Origin of the sequence: Rhodococcus sp. NyZ502, assembly GCF_041464245.1 — a bacterium.
Classification (GTDB): Bacteria; Actinomycetota; Actinomycetes; order Mycobacteriales; family Mycobacteriaceae; genus Rhodococcus_F; species Rhodococcus_F qingshengii.
Genome location: NZ_CP167155.1, coordinates 3,579,981 through 3,596,582, shown reverse-complemented (window position 1 = coordinate 3,596,582; position 16,602 = coordinate 3,579,981). Strand labels below are relative to the sequence as shown.

13 protein-coding genes are annotated in these 16,602 nt (G+C 63.1%); 9 read left to right on the top strand and 4 right to left on the bottom strand.

Annotation, left to right across the window (positions count from 1 at the left end):
• Positions 1–35 precede the first annotated feature (35 nt).
• The 5 genes from lspA to dnaE all read left to right on the top strand — a co-directional run bounded on the left by lspA (position 36) and on the right by dnaE (position 6,911).
• Entirely contained in the window at positions 36–722 is a 687-nt protein-coding gene (gene lspA, locus ACBG85_RS16510; RefSeq protein ID WP_003941684.1) for a signal peptidase II, read from the top strand.
• Positions 719–1,645, top strand: a complete 927-nt coding sequence (locus ACBG85_RS16505) for an RluA family pseudouridine synthase (protein WP_007733161.1) — start codon at positions 719–721, stop codon at positions 1,643–1,645. The genes lspA and ACBG85_RS16505 overlap by 4 nt, the downstream gene beginning before the upstream one ends.
• Positions 1,642–2,325 (top strand): hypothetical protein, encoded by a 684-nt coding sequence (locus ACBG85_RS16500; RefSeq protein WP_372024046.1) that lies wholly within the window; start codon positions 1,642–1,644, stop codon positions 2,323–2,325. Before ACBG85_RS16505 ends, ACBG85_RS16500 begins: the two co-directional genes overlap by 4 nt.
• Positions 2,322–3,275, top strand: coding sequence for an EamA family transporter RarD (gene rarD, locus ACBG85_RS16495; RefSeq protein WP_372024044.1), 954 nt, complete (start codon positions 2,322–2,324; stop codon positions 3,273–3,275). The genes ACBG85_RS16500 and rarD overlap by 4 nt, the downstream gene beginning before the upstream one ends.
• Positions 3,276–3,374: 99 nt before the next feature.
• The gene (gene dnaE, locus ACBG85_RS16490; protein ID WP_003941755.1) at positions 3,375–6,911 is read left to right on the top strand and encodes a DNA polymerase III subunit alpha; all 3,537 of its coding nucleotides are present in this window, start codon (positions 3,375–3,377) and stop codon (positions 6,909–6,911) included.
• Between the two features lie 92 nt (positions 6,912–7,003).
• On the opposite strand, the gene ACBG85_RS16485 is transcribed toward dnaE, so the two are convergent.
• Positions 7,004–7,237, bottom strand: coding sequence for a hypothetical protein (locus tag ACBG85_RS16485; protein ID WP_372024042.1), 234 nt, complete (start codon positions 7,235–7,237; stop codon positions 7,004–7,006).
• Positions 7,238–7,423: 186 nt separating this feature from the next.
• Between ACBG85_RS16485 and ACBG85_RS16480 the strand changes: the two genes are divergently transcribed.
• The 3 genes from ACBG85_RS16480 (at position 7,424) to ilvA (ending at position 11,165) form a co-directional block, all read left to right on the top strand.
• A complete protein-coding gene (locus ACBG85_RS16480) occupies positions 7,424–7,858 on the top strand; it encodes a nitroreductase family deazaflavin-dependent oxidoreductase (protein ID WP_003941666.1) in 435 nt (144 codons plus the stop codon).
• Between the two features lie 97 nt (positions 7,859–7,955).
• Entirely contained in the window at positions 7,956–9,731 is a 1,776-nt protein-coding gene (locus ACBG85_RS16475; RefSeq protein ID WP_372024040.1) for a pyruvate dehydrogenase, read from the top strand.
• Between the two features lie 78 nt (positions 9,732–9,809).
• Positions 9,810–11,165: a threonine ammonia-lyase IlvA gene (gene ilvA / locus ACBG85_RS16470; RefSeq protein WP_007733150.1), complete on the top strand. Its 1,356-nt coding sequence runs from the start codon at positions 9,810–9,812 to the stop codon at positions 11,163–11,165.
• 14 nt (positions 11,166–11,179) lie between these two features.
• Here ilvA and ACBG85_RS16465 read toward each other — a convergent pair whose 3' ends face one another.
• Positions 11,180–11,701 (bottom strand): TetR/AcrR family transcriptional regulator, encoded by a 522-nt coding sequence (locus ACBG85_RS16465; RefSeq protein WP_007733148.1) that lies wholly within the window; start codon positions 11,699–11,701, stop codon positions 11,180–11,182.
• A gap of 128 nt (positions 11,702–11,829) precedes the next feature.
• Here ACBG85_RS16465 and ACBG85_RS16460 point away from each other — a divergent pair, with 128 nt between their 5' ends.
• Positions 11,830–13,374: an MFS transporter gene (locus ACBG85_RS16460; protein ID WP_007733146.1), complete on the top strand. Its 1,545-nt coding sequence runs from the start codon at positions 11,830–11,832 to the stop codon at positions 13,372–13,374.
• A 21-nt stretch (positions 13,375–13,395) separates the two neighbouring features.
• Here the strand turns inward: ACBG85_RS16460 and treZ are convergent, their stop codons facing one another.
• Both treZ and ACBG85_RS16450 read right to left on the bottom strand, forming a co-directional pair.
• Positions 13,396–15,117 (bottom strand): malto-oligosyltrehalose trehalohydrolase, encoded by a 1,722-nt coding sequence (gene treZ, locus ACBG85_RS16455; RefSeq protein WP_003941746.1) that lies wholly within the window; start codon positions 15,115–15,117, stop codon positions 13,396–13,398.
• Between the two features lie 69 nt (positions 15,118–15,186).
• Complete coding sequence (locus tag ACBG85_RS16450; RefSeq protein ID WP_372024038.1) at positions 15,187–16,548, bottom strand: NAD(P)-binding domain-containing protein; 1,362 nt, start codon at positions 16,546–16,548, stop codon at positions 15,187–15,189.
• Positions 16,549–16,602: the final 54 nt, after the last annotated feature.

Here is a 16,602-nt window from a genome sequence, read left to right as displayed (position 1 = left end):
GACCCGGTGCGGTGAACATGAGGGATGATGGTTGCGTGAGTACAGACCACCCAGACCGAGATGTCAACGCGGAGGATCAGCCGATTACCGAAATCTCGAAGGCCGACGAGCCCGAAACCGTGAAACCGGAAGCCGTGAAATCGGAAGACGGTGACCTGGCGGTTGCGCCGGTCGAAAAGCCCCGCCGGCTGACCATGCTCATTGCCATCGCCGCTGTCATCCTGCTCTCGGACATTCTCACGAAGGTGTGGGCAGTCGCCGCGGTCAAACCGGGGCAGCCGATCGAAATCATCGGTGACGTGGTCACATTCACGATGGTGCGCAATCCGGGGGCAGCGTTCTCGATGGCGACGTCGATGACGTGGATCCTCACTCTCGTCGCAATCGGTGTGGTCATCGGTGTGATCAAGATCGGTCGCACGCTCCGATCACCGTGGTGGGCGCTCGGTCTCGGCCTCGTTCTCGGCGGCGCGCTGGGTAACCTCGTCGACCGATTCTTCCGCTCTCCCGGAATCATGCGCGGACATGTGGTGGATTTCGTCTCCGTCGGCTGGTGGCCGGTGTTCAACATCGCGGATTCCGCGATCGTCTGTGGCGCGATTCTGCTCGTCGTCCTGACACTGTTCGGCTTCGAACCCAACGGTGAACGCCTGCGTGATCACAAGGCGGACGACAAGAAGCTCACCGAATCGAAGGCTGCAGCCGAGGGAGAAACCAAGTGAGGGAATCCCGTTCGATGCCCGTGCCCGACGGTCTCGATGCCATGCGCGTCGATGCCGGCCTCGCGCGCCTTCTCGGACTCTCGCGCACCGTGGTCGCGACACTCGCGGAAGAAGGCTCGGTACTCGTCGACGGTGTGGCCGTCGGCAAGTCCGATCGTCTGACCGCAGGGTCGTGGCTCGAGGTAGTCCTGCCCGAACCGCCGCGGCCCCTGACCATCGAAGCGACACCGGTCGAGGGAATGGAGATCCTCTACGCCGACGACGACGTCGTGGCAGTCGACAAGCCCGTCGGAGTTGCCGCGCACGCCAGCGTCGGGTGGACGGGACCGACCGTCATCGGCGGACTTGCCGCGGCCGGTTTCCGCATCTCGACGTCCGGTGCCCACGAGCGTCAGGGCATCGTCCACCGCCTGGACGTCGGAACGTCGGGTGTCATGGTGGTTGCCACATCCGAGCGCGCGTACACGTTGCTCAAGCGCGCTTTCAAGCAGCGGACCATCGACAAGCGCTACCACGCTCTCGTGCAGGGACACCCCGACCCGAGCAGCGGAACGATCGACGCGCCCATCGGACGCCATCACGGGAACGACTGGCGATTCACGGTCACGGCCGACGGCAAGCCCAGCGTCACGCACTACGACACCATCGAGGCGTTCCAGGCAGCGAGTCTGCTGGACGTGCACCTCGAAACCGGTCGCACACACCAGATCCGTGTCCACTTTTCGGCGTTGCGCCATCCGTGCTGCGGCGACCTGACTTACGGCGCGGACCCTCGACTTGCCGAAAGGCTCGGCCTCGAGCGCCAGTGGCTGCACGCCGTGTCTCTTGGATTCGCACATCCGGCGGACGGTCGCTGGGTCGAGATCAAGAGCAAGTACCCGAAGGATCTCGAACACGCACTCGAAGTTCTCCGGTCCTCATGACACCGCGCGGGCTTACCCCCGCGCCGGCCGTCGTCGCGGTGGTGGTCGGTGTGGCGGCGGTGGTGGGCGTGGGGTTCGCGAATCCCGTGCCGACCCCGCCGATCCGGACGGACACTCTGGGTCCGGACAGCGGGGAAGCTGTCCCGGACTACCTCGACCGAGCGCGAGATTCTGTTGCGTCGGTCGACGGGCCGGTGTGGGCGTTGGTCTCGTTCACGAAGGCACTCACCGTCGACGATGTCATGACGACGACCAGCAGTGTTCAGGTGCCGGGCGCTGAGGTCTCGGGCGTTCGCGTGTCCAGGGTCATGTTCCGAGTTCCGATCGAGCGCGTCCAGACGCCGCTCATGTCGGTGCCCGTTCCCGACAACGACGAAGCAGTGCGCAGATCGCCCGGGGTTGCAGCCACGCGACTGGTCTCGCTCGGCGGCGACACCGATCGTCAGCAACAGGTGGCGCTCGCGTCGGCGAAGCGATTGTCCGGCGGGTGCGCCTGCGCGGTGGGCGTGCTGGTGCGAGCTACTCCAGAAGGACTCGAAGCGGTCGAACATGACTCGAACGTCCGTGCAGTGGAAGCGTTGCCGTCCGACGCCTCGCCGTGGTTGGCGGCCGTCCGTCCCTTGCTGCCGGAGTACGTGGACGTCGTTGCTCCCGGCCCCGACGACGGACCGGTCCCGTGAACTCCGGTTCTGTGAACAAGGACGAACGCGCTGAGTCCCGTTCGTCCTCGGGGATCTTCTACGGTGTGGCGGCTTTCCTGTTGTGGGGAACGTTCCCGGCCTTCTTCGGATTACTCGACTTCGCCGATCCGGTCGAGATCCTGGCGCACCGGGTGGTGTGGACCCTTCTGTTGATGCTGATCGTGTTGGCCTTTGCCGGCCGCCTCGGATCGCTTCGCGGAATCAGCGCACGCACCTGGCTGCTGGTGACCGCGGCGTCAGCGGCGATCGCCGTGAACTGGGGGACGTACATCTATGCCGTGGTGTCAGGCCGCGTCGTGGAGGCGGCTCTCGGGTACTTCATCAACCCGCTGGTCACCGTTCTGCTCGGCGTCGTGATCTTCCGCGAACGATTGCGTCCCGCCCAGATCGCCGCGCTCGTTCTCGCTGCCATGGCAGTTGTCGTGATCACGGTCGACTTCGGGAAACCTCCGATCGTCGCTTTGCTGCTCGCCGGCTCGTTTGCCACCTATGGGTTGGTCAAGAAGGTGGTTCCGCTCGATCCTCGAACCAGTTTGACTGCCGAGGGAGTCGTTGCCGCACCGTTCGCGGTCGGCTACCTCGTGTTTCTCGGCCTGACCGGGGCCGGTGCATTCATCAGCAGCGGTTCCGGTCACAGCCTGTTGCTGCTTGCCGCCGGCCCGGTCACCGCGCTGCCGCTGCTCCTGTTCGGCGTCGCCGCTCAGAGAGTTCCGTTGGCGACGATGGGCATGCTGCAGTACCTCACCCCGGCGCTCCAGATGGCGTGGGGTGTGGCCGTCATGCACGAGGACATGCCGGCGTCACGGTGGATCGGCTTCGTTCTGATCTGGGCTGCACTGGTGATCTTCACGACAGACACCTTCGTCGCCAGTCGACGTTCGCGGCGTTCGGTGAGGTCGAGCGCCGAACCCGAGGTTCCGGTTACGTGACCGGAGGCGGCGCACGGCGACTCCGCTACGTCGGTCGCCGGTCGTGTCGGCAGCGCGGCATACACTCGATCTCGCTCCCAGACCTTCAGAGAGGCGCACGTGGCTGACTCGTTCGTACATCTTCACAATCACACCGAGTACTCGATGCTCGACGGTGCGGCCAAGGTCGGCGCCATGTTCGAGGAGGCCGCTCGTCTCGAAATGACCGCAGTCGGCATGACCGACCACGGAAACATGTACGGCGCCAGCCAGTTCTACAACGAGGCAAAGAGCGCCGGCATCAAGCCGATCATCGGCATCGAGGCGTACATCGCACCCGAATCCCGCTTCAACACAAAGCGAGTTCTGTGGGGCGATCGAAGCCAGAAGTCCGACGACGTCTCCGGTAGCGGTGCGTACACGCACATGACGATGGTGGCCGAGAACGCGACCGGACTCCGAAACCTCTTCAAGCTGTCTTCTCTCGCGTCCATCGAGGGACAGCTCGGCAAGTGGCCTCGCATGGACGAGGAGCTCATCGCGGCGCACGCCGAGGGCATCATCGCCACCACGGGCTGCCCGTCCGGTGAGATCCAGACCCGCCTTCGTCTCGGCCACGATCGCGAGGCTCTCGAAGCTGCCGCGAAGTGGCAGGAGATCTGGGGCCCGGACAACTTCTTCCTCGAACTGATGGATCACGGTCTCTCGATCGAGCGCCGTGTGCGAGAGGGTCTGCTCGACATCGGCAAGCAACTCGGTATTCCGCCACTTGCCACCAACGACTGCCATTACGTCACCAAGGACGCCGCCGAGAATCACGAGGCGCTGCTCTGCATTCAGACCGGCAAGACGCTCTCCGACCCCACTCGCTTCAAGTTCGACGGCGACGGCTACTACCTCAAGTCCGCTGCCGAGATGCGCGCCATCTGGGACAACGAGGTACCGGGGGCATGCGACAACACCGTTGCCATCGGCGAGCGTGTGCAGTCGTACGAGGACGTGTGGGCGTTCCACGACCGCATGCCGATCTTCCCGGTCCCGGAGGGACACACGCAGCAGACCTTCCTGCGCGCCGAGGTGATGCGCGGACTCGATCGCCGCTTCCCGAGCGGACCGCCGCAGGAGTACCTCGCCCGCGCCGACTACGAGATCGGCGTCATCAACGAAATGGGCTTCCCGGCCTACTTCCTCGTGGTCGGCGACCTGATCAACCACGCCAAGGACGTCGGGATCCGTGTCGGGCCCGGCCGTGGATCGGCTGCCGGTTCGTTGGTGGCCTACGCGATGGGTATCACCAACATCGACCCCATCCCGTACGGGTTGCTGTTCGAGCGATTCCTCAACCCCGAGCGTGTGTCCATGCCCGATATCGATATCGACTTCGATGATCGCCGTCGCGGCGAGATGGTTCGCTACGCGACGGACAAGTGGGGCAACGACAAGGTCGCCCAGGTCATCACCTTCGGCACCATCAAGACCAAGGCTGCCATCAAGGACTCGGCTCGCGTCCAGTTCGGCAAGCCGGGCTTCGCCATCGCCGATCAGATCACCAAGGCACTCCCGCCGCCCATCATGGCCAAGGACATCTCTGTCTCCGGTATCACCGATCCGAAGCACGAGCGGTACAAGGAGGCCGTCGAGGTTCGAGCACTCATCGACTCCAGCCCGGACGTCGCGAAGATCTACAAGACTGCGGTGGGTCTGGAGGGGCTGATCCGTAACGCCGGTGTGCACGCCTGCGCGGTCATCATGTCGTCCGAACCGCTCACCGACGCAATCCCGGTCTGGAAGCGCGCCCAGGACGGCGCCATCATCACCGGGTGGGACTACCCCTCGTGTGAAGCCATCGGCCTGCTCAAGATGGACTTCCTCGGTCTGCGAAACCTCACGGTCATCGGCGACACGCTCGAGAACATCAAAGCCAACCGCGGCATCGACCTCGACCTCGACACTTTGCCGATGGACGATGCGGCAACATACGAACTGCTCGCCCGCGGCGACACTCTCGGTGTGTTCCAGCTCGACGGCGGCGGTATGCGCGAGTTGCTGAAACTGATGCAGCCCACCGGATTCGGCGACATCGTCGCCGCCTTGGCGCTGTATCGACCGGGACCGATGGGTGTGGACGCCCACATCTCGTACGCCAAGCGCAAGAACGCCTTGGAAGACGTCAAGCCGATTCACCCCGAATTGGAGGAGCCGCTCGCGGAGATCCTCTCGGAGACATACGGCCTGATCATCTACCAGGAGCAGATCATGCAACTGGCGCAGAAGGTGGCCGGGTACACCCTGGGCCAGGCCGACTTGCTGCGTCGCGCCATGGGTAAGAAGAAGCTGTCCGAGCTGGAAAAGGCCTACGCCGGCTTCCGGCAGGGCATGTTGGACAACAACTTCAGCGAAGCCGCCATCAAGGCGCTGTGGGACACGGTCCTTCCCTTCGCCGGCTACGCGTTCAACAAGTCGCACTCCGCCGGCTACGGACTCGTGTCGTACTGGACTGCGTACCTCAAGGCGAACTACCCGGCCGAGTACATGGCGGGTCTGCTGACCTCCGTCGGTGACGACAAGGACAAGTCCGCGATCTATCTCGCCGACTGCCGCAAGTTGGGTATCACCGTTCTCCCGCCGGACGTCAACGAGTCACGCGTCGACTTCGCGACCGTCGGCGACGACATCCGTTTCGGTATGGGGTCGGTGCGCAACGTCGGCGCCAACGTCGTCGCCTCGATCATCAAGGCGCGCACCGAGAAGTCGAAGTTCACAGATTTCTCCGACTATCTCGGCAAGATCGACGCGATGGCTTGCAACAAGAAGGTCACCGAATCGCTCATCAAGGCCGGTGCTTTCGACTCGTTGGGTCATCCGCGCAAGGGCCTGATGTTGGTTCATGCCGACGCCATCGATTCCGTGATGAGCACCAAGAAGGCGGAGGCGATCGGACAGTTCGACCTCTTCGGCGGTGCCGAGGCGGACGAGTCGATCACCTCGGTGTTCGACGTCAAGATTCCTGACGAAGAGTGGGATTCCAAGCATCGCCTGGCGCTCGAACGAGAGATGCTGGGGCTGTACGTTTCCGGTCACCCGCTCAACGGCGTCGAGCACATTCTTCGCCAGCAGTCCGACACGTCCATCGCCGCGATACTCGAAGGCGGCGTCCAGGACGGTGCCCAGGTAACTCTCGGCGGCATCATCGCCTCGGTGGACCGCCGGGTCAACAAGAACGGTCTGACCTGGTGCATCGTGCAGCTCGAAGATCTCGTGGGTGGAATCGAGGTGCTGTTCTTCCCGCAGGCGTACGCCGTGTACGGAATGGACATCGCCGAGGATGCCATCGTGTTGGTCAAGGCTCGCGTCTCGATCCGAGACGATCGGATGTCACTGATCGGCAACGACCTTGCGGTACCTGATATTTCGGCGATAGGGGTTGCGCGTCCGCTGTCGGTCTCGCTGCCGCTTCGGCAATGCACCAAGGACAAGCTCAGTGCTCTCAAGCAGGTGTTGACCAGGCATCCGGGGACGTCCGATGTCCATGTCCGACTGATTGGCGGAACCGAAATCAGCTTGTGGAAGGTCGACGACGTCCTTCGGGTCGAACCGTCCTCGGCACTGATGGGCGACCTGAAGGCATTGCTCGGACCGAGTTGCCTGACGGTCTGACCGCCGAGCGGACCTGAGCCGAACGAAGGGACCTTGCTGCTGATGCAGCAAGGTCCCTTCGTGGTTCGCGGGAGTTCGGGGGAGTGCGGTGATCAGGTGGTGTGTGAGTAGTGCACGCGCCGTACCCACCACGTGACTACAGCGGCCGTTGCGGCAGTCAGTACGGCCACCTGCATCGACTGCGTGACGGCACCGGCGACGACGAACAGCACGAACCCGACCACGAGAGCTTCGATCTTGTACAGCGGCCACCGAGTTCCGGCCAGATCGACGCAATAGTCGGGGGAGGGGCGTGATTCGCGAGTGGAGATATCTGCGGTGGTCATCTCGTCCCTTTCTGATACGGCTGTTCGAAGCTGTGGTTTCAGAGTAGCCAGAGATGAGAGTTCGGGCAAGCGAACTTTATTGATCGGCAGCTCACTTAATCGATCAACCAGGGAAGTCCGCGGGCGACAGGCCTGGTCGGCGTGGTTCGGTGGCCAAGGTGCTCGAGTGGGTGTTCACTGGTACACATGCCAATCACAGGTGAGTACGAACCCAGTCCAGCGTCGTGGGCCGCCGATCAGGTCGCACGCATCGAGAACTCCGGTGGCACCGAGGGAAACGACATGAACGGCATGCCCGTCGTCGTTCTCACGACCATCGGCGCAAAGTCCGGCAAGGTCAGGAAGACGCCGCTGATGCGGGTCGAGCACGACGGTTCGTATGCCGTTGTGGCTTCGCTCGGTGGCGCCCCGAAGAATCCGGTCTGGTACTACAACGTCAAAGCCGACCCGCACGTCACGCTGCGTGACGCGACGCAGGTCTTCGACCTGGTTGCTCGGGAAGTCACCGGCGACGAGAAGGCGGTCTGGTGGGAGCGCGCTGTCGCTGCGTACCCCGACTACGCCGATTATCAGACGAAGACCGATCGTGAGATTCCGGTGTTCGTGCTCGAACCCAAGTAACCCCGCATTCCACAAGAAGCGCTGCATCAATCACAAGTAAATCGTCACTCCCGGGGGTCGGCGATCCCGACTCCCGTGAGTGTGTCATGGAGGTCTGATGAGTCCGAAAACCGTTGCAGATCAATTGGTTCAGCAGCTCGTTGACGCGGGTGTCAGTCGGATCTACGGCATTGTCGGTGACAGTCTCAATCCCATCGTCGATGCGGTTCGTCGCACCGGTGGTTCCGAGAAGGGCGGAATCGATTGGATACACGTCCGGCATGAGGAAGCAGCTGCGTTTGCGGCCGCAGCGGATGCCCAGATCACCGGAAAACTCGCAGTGTGTGCCGGATCCTGCGGCCCCGGAAACCTTCACCTGATCAACGGCCTGTACGACGCTCATCGTTCGGGCGCGCCGGTCCTCGCGATCGCCTCGCACATCCCCAGCGCCCAGATCGGAATGGGCTACTTTCAGGAAACGCATCCCGAGCGGATCTTCATCGAATGTTCGAGTTACACCGAACTCGTCAGCACCCCAGTGCAATCACCACGCGTGGTGCAGTCGGCGATTCAGCATTCGGTGGCTCGAAACGGCGTCTCGGTGATCGTGCTTCCCGGGGACATCGCCGACTGCCCGGCCGAGGGCACTCCGCCGACGCTCGTCGAAACGCGAAGGCCGACAGTCGTTCCGGATGCCGGTGACGTCAAGGCGTTGGCAGATGTGATCAACGGCTCGCGTAAGGTTGCGATCTTCGCCGGCGCGGGCGTGCGAGATGCGCGCGCGGAGGTTCTGGCGTTGGCCGAAACCGTCGGCGCTCCCATCGGGCATTCACTGCGTGGCAAGGAATGGATCCAGTACGACAATCCATACGACGTCGGGATGACCGGATTGCTCGGTTACGGTGCGGCGCACGACGGTATCCACGGCGCCGATCTCCTGCTCCTGATCGGTACGGACTTTCCCTACGATCAGTTCTTGCCCGACGACGTTCGCACTGCTCAGATCGACATCGCGGCCGAGCGGTTGGGGCGTCGAACCAGCCTGGACCTGGCTGTGCACGGCGACGTCGCGAGCACCTTGAGCGCACTGATTCCGCAGCTCGATCGAAAGACCGACCGCGGGTTCCTGGAGGATACGCTCGCCAAGCACAACACTTTGATGACCAAAGTGGTTGGTGCATACACGGATCCGGTCAAGCAGCGGACGCCGATTCACCCCGAGTATGCGGCCTCGATCTTGGACGATCTGGCGGCCGACGACGCAATCTTCACCGCCGACACCGGGATGTGCAACGTGTGGACGGCGCGCTATCTCAATCCGAACGGATCGAGACGCTTCATCTCCTCGGCGCTGCACGGATCGATGTCCAATGCGCTCCCACATGCGATGGGTGCTGCATGGTCGAGTCCGGGGCGTCAGGTCATCTCGGTGTCGGGCGACGGTGGATTGTCGATGCTGCTCGGTGAGTTGGTCACCGTCGCGATGTACAAGTTGCCGGTCAAGATCGTGGTGTTCAACAACTCGACGCTCGGAATGGTCAAGCTCGAGATGCTGGTCGACGGCCTTCCGGATTTCGGGGTCGACGTGCCCGCGGTCGACTACGCGGCGGTTGCTGCTGCGCTCGGTATCTTCTCGCGCCGAATCGAGAATCCTGCGGACATCGAAGCGGGCCTACGCGCCGCGCTCGATCATGACGGTCCGGCCTTGGTGGATCTGGTGACCGATCCGTTGGCATTGTCGTTGCCGCCCACCATCACCGGTGGTCAGATGAAGGGCTTCGCTTTGGCGATGTCGAAGATGGTGATGAACGGCGGCGTCGGCGAGGCAGTACAGATGGCCAAGTCGAATCTGCGGAACGTGCCACGTCCCTCACAGTTGGATCCGCGCGGCTGACCTACCGCCACCCTGCCTCGCAGACCATGCGGGGCGGGGTGGTGGGAAGGTTGATCTCCGACGTGCGAAAATGGCGGGGTGTCTAACTCGCCCGATGTCGTAGTAACGAAGTCCACCGTCCCCGCGCTCGACGCGCAGGAGATCGACGCGGCCATCGAGCGAATTCAGCACGTCATTGCGGCGACGCCCCTGCAGTACAGCGATCGTCTTTCGGCGTTGACCGGGGCACACGTGTATCTCAAGCGTGAGGACCTCCAGGGCGTTCGTTCGTACAAGATTCGTGGCGCGTACAACCTGATCGCTCAGCTCAACGAGGCCGAACGCGGTGCCGGCGTAGTGACTGCCAGTGCCGGTAACCATGCGCAGGGTGTTGCTTTCGCGTGCCGAACGATGCAGATCAAGGGTCGGATCTACGTTCCGGCCAATACCCCCAAGCAGAAGCGTGATCGCATCCGCGCGCACGGTGGAGCATTTGTCGAACTGTTCATGATCGGTGAGACCTATGACGCCGCCGCTGCTGCGGCCGCGGAGGACGTAGCCGAAACCGGCGCAACCATGGTTCCGCCGTTCGACGACGTGCGCACCGCTGCGGGGCAAGGAACCATTGCAGCGGAGATTCTCACGCAATTGGACGCCCCTCTCGACACGATCGTCGTGCCGGTCGGAGGCGGCGGTTGCATTGCGGGCATCGCCACCTACCTGCACGAGCGATCGCCCAAGACGTCGATCGTCGGGATCGAGCCGTCCGGCGCGGCGTCCATGACGGCCGCTCTTGTTGCCGGAGGCCCGGTGACTCTTCCCGACGTCGATCCATTTGTCGACGGAGCAGCGGTCAAGAGGATCGGCGATGTCCCCTACGAGGTCGTTTCACGTCTGGGTGCCGCCGTCGTGTCGCACGCGTCGTTGCCGCTCGTGGCTCGTCAACTTCAGACGCGGTCCGGTTCGGGATCGTTTGTCGTCAATCAGATCGACGAGGGCGCTATCTGCACGGCGATGCTCGAGCTGTATCAGAGCGAGGGCATCATCGCCGAACCTGCAGGTGCGCTTTCCGTTGCGGCACTGCAGAATCTGACGTTCGAGCCGGGCTCGACCGTCGTGTGCCTGATCTCCGGTGGCAACAACGACGTCTCTCGTTACGGCGAAATTCTCGAGCGTTCGCTCGTTCACCTCGGGCTCAAGCACTACTTCCTGGTCGACTTTCCGCAGGAACCGGGAGCGCTCCGTCGCTTCCTCTCGGACGTGCTCGGGCCGGACGACGACATCGCGCTGTTCGAGTACGTCAAGCGAAACAATCGCGAGACGGGTGCCGCGTTGGTGGGTATCGAACTCGGTTCCGCCGACGGGTTGGCGGCGTTACTCGAGCGGATGGAGCGCGCGCCGATGCAGTCCGAGAGGCTCGAGCCGGGAAGCCCGGCGTACCGCTATCTGACGTAAGGGACGCCCCCCGGTCAGGGCCGCAGTCGCTCGACTACCTGTCGATGCAGTTCGGGATCCGGCTGGGGGAGTCCGAGCATGGCCGCCAGATACAGGCCGTCGCCGACGAGTCGGATGATCTCGGCCTGCACAGGGTCGGCGATCTCGGTCTGAAGGCCCTTGTCCCAGCTCCGCATCACATGTGTGACGGCCTTCTGGATTTCGTCGTGTTGTCCGTCGACTGTTCTCAGTGCCGCGATGATCGACCGGAAGAGTGAGAGTTCTTCGCTTTCGTTCGCATCGGGGATCTGCAGATAGAACTCGGTGACCGTCGTACCGCCTGCTACGGCGTCTTCGAGTTGCTGATCCGAGCGTTCTCCGAGTCTGCGGACCATCGCCGCGAGCAGTGCTTCCTTGCTGGGGAAGTGATAGAGAAGTCCGCCCTTGGAAACCCCGGCTTCGGCGGCAACGCCTTCGAGCGTGACTTGGGCAACGCCGCTGACCAGCAGCAGCTTCTCCAGTGCGTCGAGAATTCGATCGCGAGTGTCGGCAGCCATGTGATGTGACCCTACCCGGAAATAACTTTACCGCTCGGACGGTTCACTGTTACCGTAGACCTACTGTACCGGCTGGACGGTGCAGTGAAGTCTTTTCGAAAGAACTCAGAGAAAGTCGCAGGGGAGCAATGTCAGTGTCGGCAGATCACACGTCTGCAATCAATCCCGACGAGGTTCGGGCGACAAAGCGTGACTGGGCGGGCTTGATAGTCCTTGCCTTTGCTGTGTTGCTCATCGCAGTCGACGGCACGGTGCTCGATCTTGCGCTTCCGTTCATCAGCGCCGACCTCGAACCGAGCAGCACGCAGTTGCTGTGGATCATCGACGTCTATTCGTTCGTGCTCGCCGGTCTGCTCATCACCATGGGTACGCTCGGCGACCGGATCGGTAGGCGAAAACTGCTCCTGATTGGCGCAGTCGGCTTCGGTCTCGCCTCGATCATCGCCGCTCTCGCTGTCAGTCCCGAGATGCTCATTGCCGCCCGCGTGCTGCAGGGTATTTCCGGTGCAACGCTGATGCCGGCCACCCTCGGTCTGATCCGCACGATCTTCGTCAACCCGCGTCAGCGCACCGAGGCGATCGGTGTCTGGGGCGCGATGGCCGGTGGCGGTACCGCGGCCGGCCCGTTGGTCGGTGGTTGGTTGCTCGAGCACTTCTGGTGGGGTTCGGTCTTCTTGATCAACATTCCGGTCATGATCGCGCTGGTTGTACTCGGCCCGATCCTGATCCCGGAGTCGAAGGACCCCAATCCGGGTCGATTCGACCTCATCAGCGCTGGTCTGTCGATGGCGACCATGTTGCCGCTGGTGTACGCGGTCAAGGAATCCGTGGTGCACGGCGTCAGCATCACGTTGCTGGTGATCGGCCTCGTTGGTCTCGCGGCGGGTTACGTGTTCGTGCGTCGTCAGCGGATGCTGAAGGATCCGATGTTGGATCTGAAGCTGTTTGCCAACGCGTCGTTCTCCACCGCCGTCATCACCAACCTGCTCTCGATCTTCGCGCTGGCAGGTGTCCTGTTCTTCGGCTCGCAGTACCTGCAGTTGGTGCTGGGTAACTCGGCGCTCGACGCCGGCCTGCTGATGCTCCCGGGTATGTTGCTCAGCGCATTCACCGCGGTTGCGGCGGCCTGGTTGATTCGCCGGTGGTCGGTGTCTCACGTGCTCAGCGCGGGCCTTGCGGTTGCCGGTATCGGTGCTGCGATGCTGCTCGCGCTCGGCGTCGACAGCGGCCCGTTGATGTTCGTGATCGGCTTCGGTCTGGCCGGTGCTGGTGTCGGTGTCGCGTTGACGTTGACATCGGATCTCGTGGTCAGCTCGGTGGAACCCGAACGCGCCGGCGCTGCGTCCGCTGTGTCGGAGACCGCGTACGAACTCGGCATCGCGCTCGGCGTGGCGATCCTGGGCAGCGTGGTGATGGCGATCTTCCGCAAGGGAATCGACACCTCGATGCTCGAAGCAGATCAGGCGCACGCTGCACAGGGCACGCTCGGCGGTGCCCTGCAGGAAGCAACGTACCTACCTGGTGAACTCGGTTCGGTGCTTGCCGATTCCGCGAAGTCGGCGTTTGTCGACGGTATGCACGTTGCTGCCGGTGCAACAGCTTTGGTTCTGTTCGTCAGTGCCGCATTGGTGTTGCGAATGCTGCGGAGTACACCAGAGAACGCGAAGCGTTAATACCGGAATCTCGAGAGTTAGTCAGCTTTCGAGTACGACGAACGAGTGCCCCGGCACCACTGTTGCGGACGCGGTCTCGTCCTGTGTCGGCGGATCCCACCAGAGGATGGGGGTTCCACCGGCAGGGACCGAGGCCGCGTCCGTTCCCAGATTGCACACGATCTGTAATGCGCCGCGGCGCAAGGTGATCCACTGGTCGTCCTCGTCATAGTCGACGTGCAGGTGCCCCAGCCAAGGGTCGGTGATCTCGATTCGCTTCCTGCGCAGGGCAAGTAGATCGCGATAGCAGGCCAGGACGCGAGCGCGTGTCTCGTCGTCTCGCTCGTCCCAGTCCAGTTTCGATCGCAGAAATGTCTGTGGGTCTTGCGGATCCGGAATGTCGTCACTGTTCCAGCCGTGCGCCGCGAACTCCGCTTTGCGGCCTTTGGCAGTGGCCTCGCCGAGTTCCGGTTCCGGATGCGAGGTGAAGAACTGGAACGGCGTGGTCGCTCCCCATTCCTCGCCCATGAACAGCATCGGCGTGTACGGCGATAGCAGGACCAGCGCCGCCTTGATCGCCAATTGTCCTGGCGTCAGATAGGCGCTCGGGCGGTCCCCGATCGCGCGGTTGCCGATCTGATCGTGGGTGCACGTGTATGCGAGCAGGGCGCTGGCGGGCTGATGCGTGATGTCGATCGGCCGGCCGTGAACCCGTCCACGGAACGAGGAATACGTTCCGGCGTGGAAGAAACCGCGCCGCAATGTATTTGCAAGGGATTCCAAGGATCCGAAGTCGGCGTAATAACCCTGGCGTTCGCCGGACACGGCCGTGTGAATGGTGTGGTGGATGTCGTCGTCCCACTGCGCGTCCAAGCCGAACCCGCCGGCCGCTCGTGGCGTGATCAGAGTGGCGTCGTTGAGATCGCTTTCGGCGATCAACGTGAGCGGTCGACCCAGATGGGCCGACAGTGTTTCCGTTCGGACGGCGAGTTCCTCGAGGATGTGCGTTCCGGTGTGATCGACCAACGCGTGGACGGCGTCGAGGCGTAGACCGTCGATGTGGAAATCGCGCATCCATCGCAGGGCATTGCCGATGATGTACTCGCGAACCTCGCCCGACTGCGGACCGCCGATGTTGATCGTTCGGCCCCAGGTGTTCGCTCCATCGGCAATGTAGGGGCCGAACTTTTCGAGATAGTTGCCCGACGGGCCCAGGTGGTTGTAGACCACGTCAAGAATCACGCCGAGTCCGCGTTCGTGGGCCGCATTCACCAAGCGTTGCAATCCGTCCGGGCCACCGTAGATCTCGTGGACCGTGTACCAGAGCACACCGTCGTAGCCCCAGTTGTGAGTTCCGTTGAAGCCGTTGACCGGCATGATTTCCACGAAGCCGACGCCGAGGTCTACCAGGTGATCGAGACGTTCGATCGCGGCGTCGAATGTTCCTTCGGGGGTGAACGTTCCGATGTGCAGTTCGTAGACCGATGATCCTGGGAGTTGTCGTCCGGTCCACTGAGAGTCGGTCCAGGACGCCTCGTCGAGCTGATGCAACTGGGAGCGAAGGTGCACGCCTTCGGGCTGGCGTGGTGAACGCGGATCCGGGAGTGTTTCACCGTCGACGACAAAGCCGTAGCGAGCGCGGTTGTCGCAGTCGACCTCGGCGCGCCACCACCCGTCGTCGGTCCGGTCCATCTCGTGCGTGATGCCGTCGACTTCGACCCGGACCGATTCCGGTGTTGGCGCCCAGACTTCGAATGTATGCACACGATCAGCATGCCTTGTTCGGCCGGATGTGGCAGCCCGGCGGGCTGGTTCCGTCGTCAAGGACTGTTTCTATCCGCAGGTGTTGCCGGACGGTGCAGACAGCGTGATCAGTTTCGGAGCGGGGGCGCTGCAGCATCCGCCCTCGGCTTTCCCTGTGTCGGTTTCTGATGTGTCAGGTTCGTCGAAAATGCCTGCGCCGCCGCAGACTCCGGTCTCCGGAAGGATCAACTCGACACGGGCCGCTGCTTCGTGATCGCCGGCGAGCTCGGCTGCGATGCTGCGAACCTGCTCGTAGCCGGTCATCGCCAGGAAGGTGGGTGCCCGGCCGTAGCTTTTCATTCCTGCCAAGTACACCCCCGGCTCCGGATGGCGGAGCTCCTTCGCGCCATGCGGGTAAACGGTGCCGCACGAGTGGACGTTCGGATCGATCAGCGGAGCAAGCTCGACCGGTGCTTGTAAGACCGGGTCGAGGCCGAGTCGAATTTCCGAGAGCCAGGACAGATCGGGGCGGAAGCCGGTCAGCGCTATGACGTTGTCCACGTTCTCGATGCGATCACCCGCATCGGAGGCAAGTATGAGTTGTCCCGAAGGGGTAGTTGTCACCTCTGCGGTGCGGAAGCCGGTGACGACTCTCAACAGGCCATCCTCGACGGCCTTCTTTGCGCGCAATCCCAGGGCGCCGCGCGCGGGCAGTTCGTCAGCGTCGCCGCCTCCGAATGCAGAGCCGATGTTTCCTCGGCGGACCGCCCAGGTGATGCGGGTGCTCGGAGCCTGCTCTGCCAACCCTGACAGCGCAACGATCGCCGTCAGCGCGGAGTGGCCACTACCTGCGATGACGGTGTGCGTTCCGGCGAACTGTGCCCGCACTGCCGGATCGTCGAGATCAGGAACCCGGTACCGGATCGCAGTACCCACAGCGCCTTCGCCGAGTGCAGGAAGACCTTCACCACCGAGCGGGTTCGGGGTGCCCCAGGTGCCGGACGCATCCACAACGGCCTGGGCGAACATCCGATCCTCGGTTCCGTCCCGGCGCCGCAGGTGAATCGAGAGGGGTTCGCTGTCGCGTCCGGCGTCGACGACCAGGTCACGTCCGCGTCGAGCGACGCCGATCACCTCGGTGTCGAACTGGACCAGGTCGGCGAGGGCCGAGGCGAGTGGTTCGAGGTAGAGCTCGCGCCATTGCCGGCCGGTCGGATAGGTCTGCCCGTCGGGTGAGCTCCATCCATTCTGGTCGAGGAGTCGCCGCGCGGCGGGGGAGACGAGTTCGGACCACCGGGAGAACAGTCGAACGTGATTCCACTCGGAGATCGCAGCACCGGCTGTGGTTCCGCGCTCGAATACAAGGGGTGTGAGTCCGCGCTCGCGCAGTTCTGCTGCGGCTGCCAGGCCGATCGGGCCGGCCCCGATCACGACAACGGGTAGGGGGTTCATTTTCGTGCCTTTCATCGACGATTATCGATCTACGGGGAACTGTATCGACGATCA